This is a genomic window from Arthrobacter sp. NamB2 (assembly GCF_005281365.1).
GTDB lineage: Bacteria > Actinomycetota > Actinomycetes > Actinomycetales > Micrococcaceae > Arthrobacter_D.
Window position 1 is genome coordinate 34,751 of record NZ_SZWI01000004.1, and the last position, 13,603, is coordinate 48,353.

At 67.5% G+C, this 13,603-nt stretch carries 8 protein-coding genes and 1 tRNA gene; 1 reads left to right on the plus strand and 8 read right to left on the minus strand.

Annotated elements, in window-relative coordinates; translation table 11 throughout:
• Positions 1-145 precede the first annotated feature (145 nt).
• Positions 146-1,168 carry a non-homologous end-joining DNA ligase gene (gene ligD / locus FDK12_RS08875; protein ID WP_137369251.1) on the minus strand — a complete coding sequence of 341 codons (1,023 nt, stop codon included), beginning with the start codon at positions 1,166-1,168 and terminating at the stop codon, positions 146-148.
• 113 nt (positions 1,169-1,281) lie between these two features.
• A tRNA-Leu gene (locus FDK12_RS08880) sits at positions 1,282-1,366 on the minus strand.
• A gap of 141 nt (positions 1,367-1,507) precedes the next feature.
• On the opposite strand from FDK12_RS08880, the gene FDK12_RS08885 reads away from it, so the two are divergent.
• On the plus strand, positions 1,508-2,110 hold the full coding sequence (locus FDK12_RS08885) for an ANTAR domain-containing response regulator (protein WP_104117341.1): 603 nt from the start codon (positions 1,508-1,510) through the stop codon (positions 2,108-2,110).
• Positions 2,111-2,189: 79 nt separating this feature from the next.
• Here the strand turns inward: FDK12_RS08885 and pyk are convergent, their stop codons facing one another.
• From pyk to trpB, 6 genes are all read right to left on the minus strand, one after another.
• Positions 2,190-3,680, minus strand: coding sequence for a pyruvate kinase (gene pyk, locus FDK12_RS08890; protein ID WP_137369252.1), 1,491 nt, complete (start codon positions 3,678-3,680; stop codon positions 2,190-2,192).
• 48 nt (positions 3,681-3,728) lie between these two features.
• Positions 3,729-5,186: a glutamate synthase subunit beta gene (locus FDK12_RS08895; protein ID WP_137369253.1), complete on the minus strand. Its 1,458-nt coding sequence runs from the start codon at positions 5,184-5,186 to the stop codon at positions 3,729-3,731.
• On the minus strand, positions 5,179-9,789 hold the full coding sequence (gene gltB / locus FDK12_RS08900; RefSeq protein WP_411266162.1) for a glutamate synthase large subunit: 4,611 nt from the start codon (positions 9,787-9,789) through the stop codon (positions 5,179-5,181). Before gltB ends, FDK12_RS08895 begins: the two co-directional genes overlap by 8 nt.
• 384 nt (positions 9,790-10,173) lie before the next feature.
• A complete protein-coding gene (lgt, locus tag FDK12_RS08905; protein WP_137369255.1) occupies positions 10,174-11,277 on the minus strand; it encodes a prolipoprotein diacylglyceryl transferase in 1,104 nt (367 codons plus the stop codon).
• Positions 11,274-12,122, minus strand: coding sequence for a tryptophan synthase subunit alpha (gene trpA, locus FDK12_RS08910; protein ID WP_137369256.1), 849 nt, complete (start codon positions 12,120-12,122; stop codon positions 11,274-11,276). The genes lgt and trpA overlap by 4 nt, the downstream gene beginning before the upstream one ends.
• The gene (gene trpB / locus FDK12_RS08915) at positions 12,122-13,486 is read right to left on the minus strand and encodes a tryptophan synthase subunit beta (RefSeq protein WP_137369257.1); all 1,365 of its coding nucleotides are present in this window, start codon (positions 13,484-13,486) and stop codon (positions 12,122-12,124) included. Before trpB ends, trpA begins: the two co-directional genes overlap by 1 nt.
• Positions 13,487-13,603: the final 117 nt, after the last annotated feature.

Sequence of the window (13,603 nt, forward strand, 5' to 3'; positions counted from 1 at the left end):
GGGTCTCCCGGCGGCCGGCGCTGGGTCCGGCACGGAGTCAGGCCCGGTTCGTGCCGGGCGCGGCGATGTACTTTTTCCGTTCTACCAGCGCGCGCTGGACTGCGCGGCTACCGCCTCCACCGGGGCCGGCCGTTGACAGTCCGGTTCAGTCACGGTTACGCGCGCGGCTCGGCTGCACCCTCATCGGCTCACCGGGCATCTTCGGGAAATCGGGCGGGAAGGGAAGCTCGCCAAGGCCGGATTCGGCGTCGCGGTCCCACCACTGGCGCAGGACGTCGATCCGGCCCGGTTCCGCATGCAGGTTCTCCCAGGGATCTCCCACGGTCCTGAGCCGCTCGGGCACCGTCGAGATGGTGAAGGACGCCGGGTCGACGCCGGTCAGCTCGTCCCATGCGAGCGGACAGGACACCGGGGCGTGAGGCAGGGCCCTCGGGCTGTATGCACCGGCCATCGTGCGGTCGCGATTCGCCTGGTTGTAGTCGACGAAGATCCGGGCGCCCCGCTCCTCCTTCCACCACGCGGTCGTCACGCGGTCCGGCATCCGGCGTTCCAGTTCGCGGGCGGCGGCAATCACGGCCCGGCGCACCTCGAGGAACTCGTGCGTCGGTTCGATCGGGGCGAAGACGTGCAGCCCCCGGTTGCCCGACGTCTTGACGAAGCACGAGAGGTCGGCGTCACGCAGGACAGAACGGAGTTCGTGAGCGGCAGCGACGACGTCGGCGAAGGTCGTACCCGGCTGCGGGTCGAGGTCGATTCTCAACTCGTCGGGGCGATCGGGATCCGTGGCTCGCGACGCCCACGGGTGGAAGACGACGGTATTCATCTGGATCGCCCACACGGCCGAGGCCGGCTCGTCGAGGACCAGTTGCGGGTGCGACCGCCCGCTGGGGTAGACGACGGTGACGCTGCGGACGTAGTCCGGTGCACCCTTGGGTGGATTCTTGCTGAAGAAGAAGTCCCCGTCCACGTCGCCGCCGAAGCGCTGGAGGGAGACCGGCCTGCCGCCATTCGCGCGCAGGAAGGCCGGCGCGACGTCGACGAGGTACCGGGCGAGGTCCAGTTTCGTCAGTCCGGCCTGCGGCCAGAGCACGCGGGAAGGGCTGGACAGGCGGACCGGCCGTGAGCCGTCCGGACCGTCGACGTCGAGGATCATCGCTTCGCTGGCCATGGCTCAATGTACCCCGGCAACCCGCACAAGGGGTCCTGGCGTGCTCCGGAGCCGGCAGTCCTGTCCGCATGCAAGCTCTGCATGTGCGGGCCTGCATGCAGAGCTGCATGCCGTGGTGCCCGAAGTGGGACTCGAACCCACACACCTCTCGATACTGCATTTTGAGTGCAGCGCGTCTGCCAATTCCGCCATTCGGGCCGAGCTGCCCCGACTTCCTCCGAGAAGACTGACTTCCCCGCCGGTGCGCGAATCCACTCTACATGCCGATAGGCTGTTTGCGGGAACGGGAGCGAAGCCTCCGCGGACCCATCGGAACGCCATCATCATCAAGGAGCAACAGTGTCTGAACCCACCGAATCCACGCCCACCGGACCTGCACGCCGGGTCATCGTGGCCGAGGACGAGACGCTCATCCGGCTCGACATCATCGAGATCCTGCGTGGGGAAGGGTACGAGGTCGTGGCGGAGGCCGACAACGGCGAGAAGGCCGTCGCTCTCGCGGAGGAACACAAGCCGGACCTCGTGCTCATGGACGTGAAGATGCCCGTCATGGACGGCATCACCGCCGCGGAGCAGATCGTCAAGGCCCGGATCGCGCCCGTCGTCCTGCTGACGGCCTTCAGTCAGAAGGAACTCATCGAGCGCGCGCGTGACGCCGGTGCGATGGCCTACGTCGTCAAGCCCTTCACCCCGGCGGATCTCATCCCCGCCATCGAGATAGCGATGTCGCGTCACGAGGAGATCAAGGCTCTCGAGGCCGAGGTGTCCGATCTCCAGGAGCAGTTCGCCACCCGCAAGCTGGTGGAGCGGGCCAAGAGCCTCCTGACCACGAAGATGGGGCTCACCGAACCCGAGGCCTTCCGCTGGATCCAGAAGACCTCCATGGATCGCCGCCTGAGCATGCGCGAGGTCGCGGAGACGATCATCAACCAGGTCAACTGAGCATCCCCTCACCCTCCTCGCCACGAAGGAGCCCCCACCCGGTCGGGTGGGGGCCTTCCTGTCTGTCCGGCGGGTCAGGCTACTTCTTCTTGACGGGCCAGGGGCCGACGCCTTCCTTGATGTAGGACGTGTGGCCGTCCGGCAGCTGGCCGGCGTCCGTGATGTCACCGACGCGGTGGACCTTGATCGAGTTGGTCGAACCGGCCTGTCCGGGAGGGGAACCGGCCGCGATGACCACGAGGTCGTCGATCTCGACGAGGCCCTGCTCGAACAGGACACGATCGACCTGCGCCGTCATCTGGTCCGTGTGCTCCACGAACTCGACGAGTTTGGGCTGGATCCCCCAGATGAGGGACATCGTGTTGAGCGTCGACTGCACGGGGGTAAAGGCGAAGACCGGCTTCTTCGGCCGCAGACGGGAGAGGCGTCGCGCCGAATCGCCGGACTGGGTGAACGTGCAGATGTACTTGGCATCCAGCTGGTCCGAGATCTCGACGGCTGCGCGCGTGATCGCACCGCCGCGGGTCTTCGGCTTGCTGCCGAGCGGCGGAACGCGCTCGAGGCCGTGGCGCTCCGTGGACTCGATGATGTCCGCCATGGTGCGGACGGTCTCGATCGGGTACTTGCCGACGCTCGTCTCGCCCGAGAGCATCACGGCATCCGCACCGTCCAGGACGGCGTTCGCGCAGTCCGAAGCCTCGGCGCGCGTGGGCCGGGGATTGTCGATCATCGACTCGAGGACCTGCGTGGCGACGATGACCGGCTTGGCCCAGCGGCGCGCGAGCTCGACGGCGCGCTTCTGCACGATGGGCACGTCCTGCAGGGGAAGCTCGACGCCGAGGTCACCACGGGCAACCATGATGGCGTCGAAGGCGTCGATGATCTCCTCGAGGGCGTCCACGGCCTGCGGCTTCTCGATCTTGGCGATGACCGGGACGCGGCGGCCTTCCTCATCCATGATCTCGTGGACGCGCTTCACGTCTCCGGCGTCACGCACGAAGGACAGCGCGACCATGTCGACACCGATCTGGATCGCCCAGCGCAGGTCCGCCTCGTCCTTGTCGCTCAGCGCAGGCACGTTGACGGCGACACCGGGCAGGTTGATGCCCTTGTTGTTCGACACCATGCCTCCGACGACGACCTCGGTGGTGACCTTGACGTCGTCGACCGCCGTGGCGCGCAGCGAGACCTTGCCGTCGTCGATCAGCAGCATGTCGCCCACCTTGACGTCCTGGGGCAGGCCCTTGAACGTGGTGGAGGAGATCTCCTGCGTACCCTCTATGTCCTCGATGGTGATGGTGAAGACGTCCCCCGGCGCCAGGGCGTGGGGACCATCGGCGAAACGACCGAGGCGGATCTTGGGACCCTGCAGGTCGGCGAAGATACCGACGGGCTTCCCGAGCTCCTCCGAGGCACGGCGCACGTTCTCGTAGGTGGAACTGTGCACGGCGTAGTCGCCATGGCTCATGTTCATCCGGGCTACGTCGACGCCCGCCTCGAGTACCGCTCGGGTGTTCTCATAGCTGGCGATCGCGGGGCCGAATGTTGCAACAATTTTTGCGCGTCTCATAAACCTAGCCTAGTCGTGTTTGGGTCGAGGAAATGGTTCGGGGGCCGGTCAGAGGACGGCGATGGAGCGATCGGTCGGAGCAACGGGTGCCGGCAGCTTCGTCGAACCCATGAGCCACTGGTCCACTGCTGCGGCACATGCACGGCCCTCCGCGATCGCCCAGACGATCAGCGACTGCCCTCGGCCGGCGTCACCCGCCGAGAAGACGCCCGGCGTGTTGGTCATGTAGTAGCCGTCGCGCGCCAGGTTGCCGCGCTCGTCGAACTCGGCCTGCACCTGTTCGGTGATGCCGGCCGGCTCCGCGCCGGTGAACCCGAGCGAGAGGAAGACCAGGTCGGCGGGGATCTCGCGCTCGGTTCCGGCCTTGGGCACCCGGCGGCCACCGACGAACTCCGTCTCCGCGACCTTGATGCCGCGGAGCACGCCGTTGTCGCCGACGAACTCCACTGTGGACGCCAGGTAGCGGCGCTCGCCACCCTCCTCGTGGGCGCTCGCGATGTCGAAGAGCGTCGGGAACGTGGGCCAGGGCTGGTCCGGGCGGCGTTCCGTGGGCGGCTGCTGACCGATCGCGAGCGTCGTGACGGACGCGGCCTTCTGGCGGTGCGCCGTGCCGAGGCAGTCCGCGCCGGTATCGCCGCCGCCGAGGATGACGACGTGCTTGCCCTCGGCGTGGATCTGGTCCTCGACTGCTTCGCCGGCCACTACACGGTTGGCCTGGACGAGGTAGTCCATCGCGAAATGGACGCCCTCGAGGTCCCGCCCGGGGATGGGCAGGTCACGCGGCACGGTTGCACCGGTGGCGACGACGACGGCGTCGTAACGCCGCTTCAGCTGACCCCAGCTGATGTCCCTGCCGACGTCCACTCCGGTGCGGAAACGCGTGCCCTCGGCCTTCATCTGGTCGAGGCGCCGCTCGAGGTGGATCTTCTCCATCTTGAAGTCCGGGATGCCGTAGCGCAGCAGGCCACCGATGCGGTCGTCACGTTCGTAGACGGCCACGGTGTGGCCCGCGCGTGTCAGCTGCTGGGCGGCGGCGAGCCCGGCAGGGCCAGACCCGACGACGGCGATGGTGCGGCCCGTCAGGCGCTCGGGCGGATGCGGCTCCACCCAGCCCTCCGCGAAGGCGAGGTCCGCGATGGACACCTCGACCTGCTTGATGGTGACGGGCGGCTGGTTGATGCCGAGCACGCACGAGGACTCACACGGGGCCGGGCATAGCCGCCCGGTGAACTCCGGGAAGTTGTTCGTGGCATGCAACCGCTCGATCGCCTCGTGGCCCTTGTCGCGGAACATGAGGTCGTTCCACTCGGGGATCAGGTTTCCGAGCGGGCAGCCCTGGTGGCAGAAGGGGATGCCGCAATCCATGCAGCGGCCCGCCTGCGACTTCAGGACGCCCTTCTCCTGCGCCTCGTACACCTCTTTCCAGTCCATGATCCGTACCGGAACGGGACGGCGTGGCTGGGTCTGGCGCTCGCGCACCTTCATGAATCCGCGTGGGTCAGCCACCGGTAACCTCCAGGATCTTGGTCCACGCCTCTTCGCCGTCGGGATCGAGTCCCTGTTCGACGGCTGTGGCACGGGCGTCCAGTACCGCAGCGTAATCGCGCGGCAGGACCTTGGTGAAACGCTTGATGGTGTCCTCGAAGGACTCGAGCAGGCTCTCCGCGAGGTTCGACTCGGTCTCCTCGACGTGCTGGATCAACAGCCGCCGCACGATCTCGATGTCCTCGGCGTCGAGCTCCTCGAGCAGGAGTTCGCCGTTCTCGAGGCTCTGCTTGTTGACGCGTGCACGGTCGAGGTCGAGCACGAAGGCCGTTCCCCCGGACATGCCGGCGCCGAAGTTCCGGCCCGTACGCCCGAGGATCAGCGCCTGGCCGCCGGTCATGTACTCGCAACCGTGGTCTCCGATGCCCTCCGCTACCGCCGTGGCTCCGGAATTGCGGACGAGGAACCGCTCCCCGACCTGCCCTCGCAGGAACATCTCGCCGCTCGTGGCGCCGTAGCCGATGACGTTGCCCGCGATCACGTTGTGGTCCGCGCGGAAGACGTTCGCACGATCAGGACGCACGATGATGCGGCCGCCGGAGAGACCCTTGCCCACATAGTCGTTCGAGTCGCCGAGCAGCCGCAGCGTGATACCGGCGGGCAGGAAAGCGCCGAGCGACTGACCGGCCTGACCGGCGAGCGTCACGTCGATGGTGTTGGTGGCAAGCGTGTCCAACCCGAACGTGCGCGTGACCACATGGCCGAGCATGGTGCCCACGGAGCGATCGGTGTTCACGACGTCCACGGAGATCCGCACGGGTGAGCGGTGCTGCAGCGCTTCCGCACTCATCTCGATCAGCTTGTTGTCGAAGTGCTCGTCGAGGTCGTGGTTCTGGGGAAGCATGTTGCGCATCGGCTCGCCCGAGTCGAACTCGTTGCCCCGCAGGATCGGATCGAGATCGAGGCCGTCGGCCTTCCAGTGCTCGATCGCCTCGCGGGCGTCGAGCAGCTCGCTGTGACCGATCGCCTCTTCGATGGACCTGAAGCCGAGTTCGGCCAGGATCTCCCGGACCTCCTCCGCGATGAACTCGAAGAAGTTGACGACGAATTCCGGCTTACCCGTGAAGCGGCTGCGCAGCTCCGGGTTCTGCGTCGCGACGCCCACCGGACAGGTGTCGAGGTGGCACACGCGCATCATGATGCAGCCCGAGACCACGAGTGGCGCGGTGGCGAAACCGAACTCCTCACCGCCGAGCAGAGCCGCGATGACGACGTCGCGCCCGGTCTTGAGCTGGCCGTCCACCTGGACCACCACGCGGTCGCGCAGCCCGTTCAGCATGAGCGTCTGCTGCGTCTCGGCGAGACCGAGCTCCCACGGGATACCGGCGTGCTTGAGCGAGTTGAGCGGGCTCGCGCCGGTTCCGCCGTCGTGCCCGGACACGAGCACGACGTCGGCCTTCGCCTTCGTGACGCCCGCCGCGACCGTGCCGATCCCGACCTCCGATACGAGCTTGACGTGGACGCGTGCGCTCGGGTTCGACCTCTTGAGGTCGTAGATGAGCTGGGCGAGGTCCTCGATGGAGTAAATGTCGTGGTGCGGCGGCGGCGAGATCAGGGCGACGCCCGGAGTGGAATGCCGTGTCCGCGCGATCCAGGGGTACACCTTCTGGCTCATGAGCTGACCGCCCTCGCCGGGCTTCGCTCCCTGTGCCATCTTGATCTGGATGTCGTCGGCGTTGGTCAGGTAGAGGCTCGTCACGCCGAAGCGGCCCGATGCGACCTGCTTGATGGCGGAGCGGCGCTCCGGATCCATCAGGCGCTCGACGTCCTCGCCGCCCTCACCGGTGTTCGACTTCGCGCCGAGGCGGTTCATCGCGATGGCGAGCGTCTCGTGCGCTTCCTTCGAGATGGAGCCGTAGCTCATCGCCCCCGTCGAGAAGCGCTTGACGATGGACGAGACGGGTTCGACCTCGTCGATGCTGATGGGCGCACGGGCATCCCCGCGCAGCTTGAGCAGCCCGCGCAGCGTCATGAGTTCCTTCGACTGGTCGTCCACACCCTGCGTGTACGCCTTGAAGATGTCGTAGCGCCGCTCGCGCGTGGCGTGCTGCAGGCGGAAGACGGTCTCGGGGTTGAAGAGGTGCGGCGGGCCCTCCCGGCGCCACTGGTACTCGCCGCCGTTGTCGAGGCCGCGGTGCGGATCCTCGATGCCGTCCTGCGGGTACGCGCTCTCGTGGCGTGCGGCGGTCTCCGCCGCGATGACATCCAGACCGACGCCGCCGAGTTGCGTCTGGGTGCCGTGGAAGTACTCGTCCACGAGTTCCTGCGACAGGCCGAGCGCCTCGAAGGTCTGCGCGCCACAGTACGAGCTCACGGTCGAGATGCCCATCTTGGACATGATCTTCAGGACGCCCTTGCCGAGGCCCTTGATCAGGTGCGCGACGGCGGCCTCGGCGGTGACTCCGGTGATGTCACCGTTGCGGACCAGCTCCTCGCAGCTCTCCATCGCAAGGTAGGGGTTGACCGCGGAAGCGCCGTAGCCGATCAGCACCGCGACGTGGTGGACCTCGCGCACGTCGCCCGCTTCGACGACGAGGGACGTCTTGGTGCGGTTGGCGCTCTTGAGCAGGTGGTGGTGCACCGCACTGGTCAGGAGCAGGGACGGGATGGGAGCCCACTGCGCGTTCGAGTCGCGATCGGACAACACGACGTACTCGACCCCGCGGTTGAGTGCGCTCGACACCTGCTCGCAGATCTCGGCGAGGCGCGCCCGCAGGGCAGCCTCACCGCCGTCGTGACGATAGAGGCCACGGACACGGACCGTCAGCCGGTCGCCGTCCTCGGTCTCGAGGTTCGCGATCTTGGCCAGCTCGTCATTCGTGATCACGGGGAACTTCAGGGCGATCTGCTTGGAGCGCACCTGTCCCATGGACAGCAGGTTGCCGTCGGGTCCGATCGTGACGCCCATCGACGTGACGAGCTCTTCTCGGATCGAGTCCAGCGGCGGATTGGTGACCTGGGCGAAGGACTGCACGAAGTAGTCGAACAGCAGCCGCGGACGCTTGGACAGCACGGCGATCGGCGTATCCGATCCCATGGCGCCGAGCGGCTCGGCACCGTTCTTCGCCATGGGGCCGAGCAGGATGCGCAGCTCCTCCTGCGTGTACCCGAAGGTGCGCTGGCGGCGGTTGATGGAGGCTTTCGTGTGGATCACGTGCTCGCGCTCGGGAAGGTCCTCGAGCTGGATCAGGTTCTCCTTGACCCACTCCCCCCACGGGTTCGCGGCAGCCACTTCCGCCTTGATCTCCTGGTCCTCGATGAGGCGGCCTTCCTCGGTGTCGACGAGGAACATCTTGCCGGGAGAGACGCGGCCCTTCCGGACCACCCGGGAGGGCTCGACCTCGAGCACGCCGACCTCCGATGCGAGGATGACGAGGCCGTCCTCCGTGACCCAGTAGCGGGCGGGGCGCAAGCCGTTGCGGTCGAGTACTGCGCCGACCAGGCGCCCGTCGGTGAAGGACACTGCGGCCGGTCCGTCCCAGGGCTCCATGAGCATCGAGTGGTACTGGTAGAAGGCGCGGCGGGCGGGATCCATGGTGGCGTGGCTCTCCCACGCCTCCGGGATCATCATCATGATTGAGTGGGTGATCGGCCGCCCGGACAGGGTCAGCAGTTCCGCGACCTCGTCGAACGACGCCGAGTCGGAAGCACCAGGGGTGCAGATCGGGTACAGCTCCTCCGGCGCATCACCGAGCAGTGGATTGGACAGCTGCGACTGGCGCGCACGCATCCAGTTCCGGTTGCCCTTGACCGTGTTGATCTCGCCGTTGTGCGCGATCGTCCGGAATGGCTGGGCGAGGGGCCACGAGGGGAAGGTGTTCGTCGAGAAGCGCGAGTGGACGATGCCGAGGCGCGTCTTGAAGCGCTCGTCGGACAGGTCCGGGTAGAACGGCTCGAGCTGCGCGGTCGTCAGCATGCCCTTGTAGACGATGGTCTTCGAGGACAGGGAGGGGAAGTACACGCCGTACTTGTTCTGGGCGCGCTTGCGCACCCGGAAGGCTTTCGCGTCGAGATCCGAAGCGTTGCCGTTCGCCGGTGCCAGGAAGAGCTGCACGAAGTGCGGCATGCAGGCTCGCGCCATCGCACCGACGAGGTCGGCGACCACAGGCACGACACGCCAGCCGAGGACCTCGAGGCCCTCGGACTCGGCGATCGACTCGAGCCCGGCTCGCGCGGTCTCCTCCTCCTTCGCCTCGGCCGGCAGGAACGCTGTTCCCACGACGTAGGACCCGACGGGCGGGAGCTGGAAGTCGACGACGGCGCGGAAGAACTCGTCGGGGATCTGTGTCAACAGACCGGCGCCGTCGCCCGTACCCTCGTCGGCACCCACGGCACCGCGGTGCTCGAGGTTCCGCAGCGCCGTCAGTGCGGCGTCGACGATGTCGTGGCCGGGTTCACCGCGAAGGGTCGCGATCACGGCGAGACCGCATGCGTCCTTCTCGTTGTCCGGGTTGTAGAGGCCTGTTGCTTCCGGGAGGGAGGCGAACCGCGTGAAGGGCGACTCCACGGCGGCTGCGGTGGATGGCGTCGTTTCCGGTTCTGTCCCGGTCGGCTTTCCTGGCATCAAAGCAGTCATCGAAAGGATCCTTCCCCCATGATGGAGCGTCGGGAGGGGACAGCCTTGGCCCCGCGGCACCGCTGTCTGGAAGCGGGCACCGTCTGTTGTTCTCTTGCACACCACCTGCACCGGCGCTGCCCGGCGCTCTTGGCGGGCAATCGCTGCAGTCATCCTGCGCCGGGTGGAGGTGGTGTCGGTGCGAGCAGGAAGGTGATCCGGCCGTCGCACCTGTGGTCCACAACTGTGTGGTGTTGCGTCCTTTAGGGGCGGTGGCCCGGGGACTGCTTTCGGGGACCGAATCCCGCGGCTCCGCTTTCGCGGGGTCCCAGGAACGCGGATCGTTACTCAGGAGCCGTTTGTTTCGGAAAGATTACCACGATCATTCCGCGGTCAATGACCCTTGTCCGCGGAGTGGCTGCCTGTGGCTGAAGCGTTATCGGTCGGGCTGGCCGCACCCGCTTCCGGCGCGGAATCCGGCTCCGCCCCGGACGCCGTGGACGAGGCGGCCGGCTGGTCCGCCGTCGTACTGGGGATACCGTCCTTCGCCTCGCTGCCGGAACCGGCAGCGGCTGTGTGCTGGCCTTCGCTGTCCTCGGCATCCACCACTGGGTCCTCGTCCTTCGGTTCACGGCCGGGAAGGTACACCGAGGGCGCATCGACGGGCCCGCGCTTCACGGAGAGGAACACGAGGATGGCCAATGACACGAGGAACACCGCGATGCTGGTCCAGACGTTGAGCCGCTGCGTCACGCCGAAGAGCGTCACCATCTCGGCGTCGTCGATCCGGAGTGTCTCGATCCAGACGCGCCCGAGGGTGTAGTAGGCCGCGTAGAGCCAGAACATGCGCCCGCCGCGGAGGCGGAACTTCCGGGCGAGCAGGAGCAGGATGGCGACGCCCGCGAGGTTCCAGAGGAGCTCGTAGAGGAACGTCGGGTGGAACAGCGTGCCGGGTTCCTGGTCGAGCGGGAAGTTCGCATTGTCCGCGTCGATCTCGAGGCCCCACGGAAGGGAGGTGGGCGCACCGAAGAGTTCCTGGTTGAACCAGTTGCCCAGCCTTCCGACGGCCTGTGCCAGCAGGAGCCCGGGTGCGGCTGCATCGGCGAAGGCCGAGAGCTTGATACCCGCGCGACGTGCGCCGATCCACGCACCGACCGCTCCGAGTGCGACGGCGCCCCAGATACCGAGGCCGCCCTGCCAGATCTGCGGGATCCGCGCCAGATCCCCCTCCGGACCGAAGTAGGCGTCCGGCGAGGAGAACACATGGTAGAGCCGTCCACCGATGATGCCGAACGGGATGGCCCAGATCGCGATGTCCCAGACAGCGTCAGCGTTGCCACCGAAGGAGACGAAGCGCTTCTGGGTGAGGATGAGTGCCAGGACGATGCCGGCGAGGATGCACAGCGCGTAGGCGTGGATGGTGATGGGGCCGAGGCTGAAGCTGGCCCATTCCGCGGGTGGGCTCGGGATAGCGGCCGCGAGGCTGCCGCCGATCATGCCGAGGCCTTCGCTGTTCCCGTGCTGAGCTCGCGCGTCAGCTCGGCTACTGCTTCCACTCCGCCGTCGCGGAGCGCAGCGACCAGTGCGGTACCGACGATCACGCCGTCGGCGTACGCGCCGATCTCCCGGACCTGTGCCGAGGAGGACACGCCGAGCCCGACGCAGACGCGCTCGGCTCCGGCCTCATGGGCGGCGTCGACCACGGCCCGGGCAGCTGCTCCGACGGAGGTCCTGGCGCCGGTCACGCCCATGACGGACACGGCATAGACGAAACCCCTGCTCGCGTCCACGGTGTTCTGCATGCGCTGCGGCGAGGTGGACGGGGCCACGAGGAACACCCTGTCGAGTCCGAGCTCCTCGGAGACCTCGAGCCATTCGGACGCCTCGTCCGGGATGAGGTCCGGTGTGATGAGTCCTGCGCCGCCCGCTGCCGCGAGGCGCTGGGCGAAGTCACGTACTCCCATGCGCATGACGGGATTCCAGTAGGTCATGACGAGCACGGCGGCGTCGGTGGCGCTGGTGATGCCTTCGACGACGTCGAAGATCTGCGGGACGGTGAAGCCGTTGGCCAATGCCTCGACCGTGGCTTCCTGGATCACGTGCCCGTCCATCACGGGGTCGGAGTAGGGGATCCCGATCTCGATCAGGTCGACGCCGTTCTCGGCCATGGCGATGCCGGCCTCGATCGTGGTCCGGACGTCGGGGAAACCGGCCGGGAGGTACCCGATGAGTGCCGCGCGGCCTTCGCTGCGCGCTTTCTCGATCGCGGCGGCGGCCTTGGAGACCGCTCCGCCGTGCCCGCTCGTGTCTCCGGCGGCATGCCTGCCGGTGGAATGTGTCATCACAGCTGTTCACCCTCCTGGGCGATTTCCTGCTCCGCGCTGTCATCGGGAAGCAGGTCGAAGTAGCCCGCGGCGGTCGCCACGTCCTTGTCACCGCGACCGGAGAGGTTCACGATGACGATCTTGTCCGAGGCCTGCTCTCCGGGTGCGAGGCTGTCCGCGAGGCGCCGCCCGACCTTCATCGCGCCCGCGAGTGCGTGCGCGGTCTCGATGGCGGGGATGATGCCCTCGGTCTGGCTCAGGATCCTGAAAGCCTCCATTGCCTCCGCGTCGGTGATCGGCTCGTAGTTGGCGCGTCCGATGTCGGCCAGGTAGGCATGCTCGGGACCGACGCCGGGATAGTCCAGCCCGGCGGAGATGGAGTGGGACTCCATCGTCTGGCCGTCCTCGTCCTGCATGAGGTAGGAGCGCGCTCCGTGCAGCACTCCGGGGCGTCCCAGGGTGATCGTGGCGGCATGGCGACCGCTCTCGACGCCGTCACCGCCGGCCTCGAAGCCGTACAGCGCGACGTCCCGGTCGTCGAGGAACCCGTGGAACAGGCCGATGGCGTTCGATCCGCCGCCCACGCACGCGCACACGGCGTCGGGGAGCCTGCCCGTGTGCTCCAGGATCTGCTCGCGCGCCTCCTCTCCGATGACCTCATGGAAGTACCGCACCATCGCGGGGAACGGATGGGCGCCCGCGGCGGTCCCGAGGAGGTAGTGCGTGGTCTCGACGTTGGCGACCCAGTCGCGGAGGGCGTCGTTGATGGCGTCCTTGAGCGTCTGGGAGCCGTTGGTGACCGGGACGACCGTTGCCCCGAGCAGCTGCATGCGCGCGACGTTGAGTGCCTGCCGGCGCGTGTCCTCGGCGCCCATGTAGACGACGCATTCGAGACCGAGCAGGGCGGCTGCCGTCGCGCTTGCGACTCCGTGCTGGCCCGCGCCGGTCTCGGCGATGACGCGCGTCTTGCCCATGCGCTTCGCGAGCAGTGCCTGCCCCAGCACGTTGTTGATCTTGTGGGAACCGGTGTGGTTGAGGTCCTCGCGCTTGAGGAAGATCCGGACTCCCCCGCAGTGCTCCGCGAAGCGCTGTGCCTCCGTGAGGAGGGAGGGCCGGCCCGCGTAGTTCCTGTTCAGGTCGGCGACCTGCGCGGTGAACTCCGGATCCGCCTTCGCCTTATCGAACGTGTCCTGCAGTTCGTCGAGGGCGGCGATGAGCGACTCCGGCATCCAGCGCCCGCCGTAGGACCCGAAGTAGGGACCGGGCGCATGGCGGAGGCTCTCGTCGTGGCTGAGGAACGCCTCTGCCGTTCCGGTGTCAACGGCGTCCGCTGCTCCGGTGTCCGTGGCGTGGACGCCCGTGCCGTGGTGCGTATCGGTCATGACTTCAGCATTCCTGTCCTGTTGGTCCTGGCCCGGGCGGCGCTGCCGTCCGGTCCCCGGCGGACAGGTGGTGACCTGCCCGCTTCCTGCTCCGTGCCGAATCCGTGCTGCGGGTCC

Coding starts and splice junctions, on each gene's coding strand:
- ligD (WP_137369251.1), bottom strand. CDS start 1,168: ATGGCCAGCGAAGCGATGATCCTCGACGTCGACGGTCCGGACGGCTCA.
- pyk (WP_137369252.1), bottom strand. CDS start 3,680: ATGAGACGCGCAAAAATTGTTGCAACATTCGGCCCCGCGATCGCCAGC.
- gltB (WP_411266162.1), bottom strand. CDS start 9,789: ATGCCAGGAAAGCCGACCGGGACAGAACCGGAAACGACGCCATCCACC.
- lgt (WP_137369255.1), bottom strand. CDS start 11,277: ATGATCGGCGGCAGCCTCGCGGCCGCTATCCCGAGCCCACCCGCGGAA.
- trpA (WP_137369256.1), bottom strand. CDS start 12,122: ATGACACATTCCACCGGCAGGCATGCCGCCGGAGACACGAGCGGGCAC.
- trpB (WP_137369257.1), bottom strand. CDS start 13,486: ATGACCGATACGCACCACGGCACGGGCGTCCACGCCACGGACACCGGA.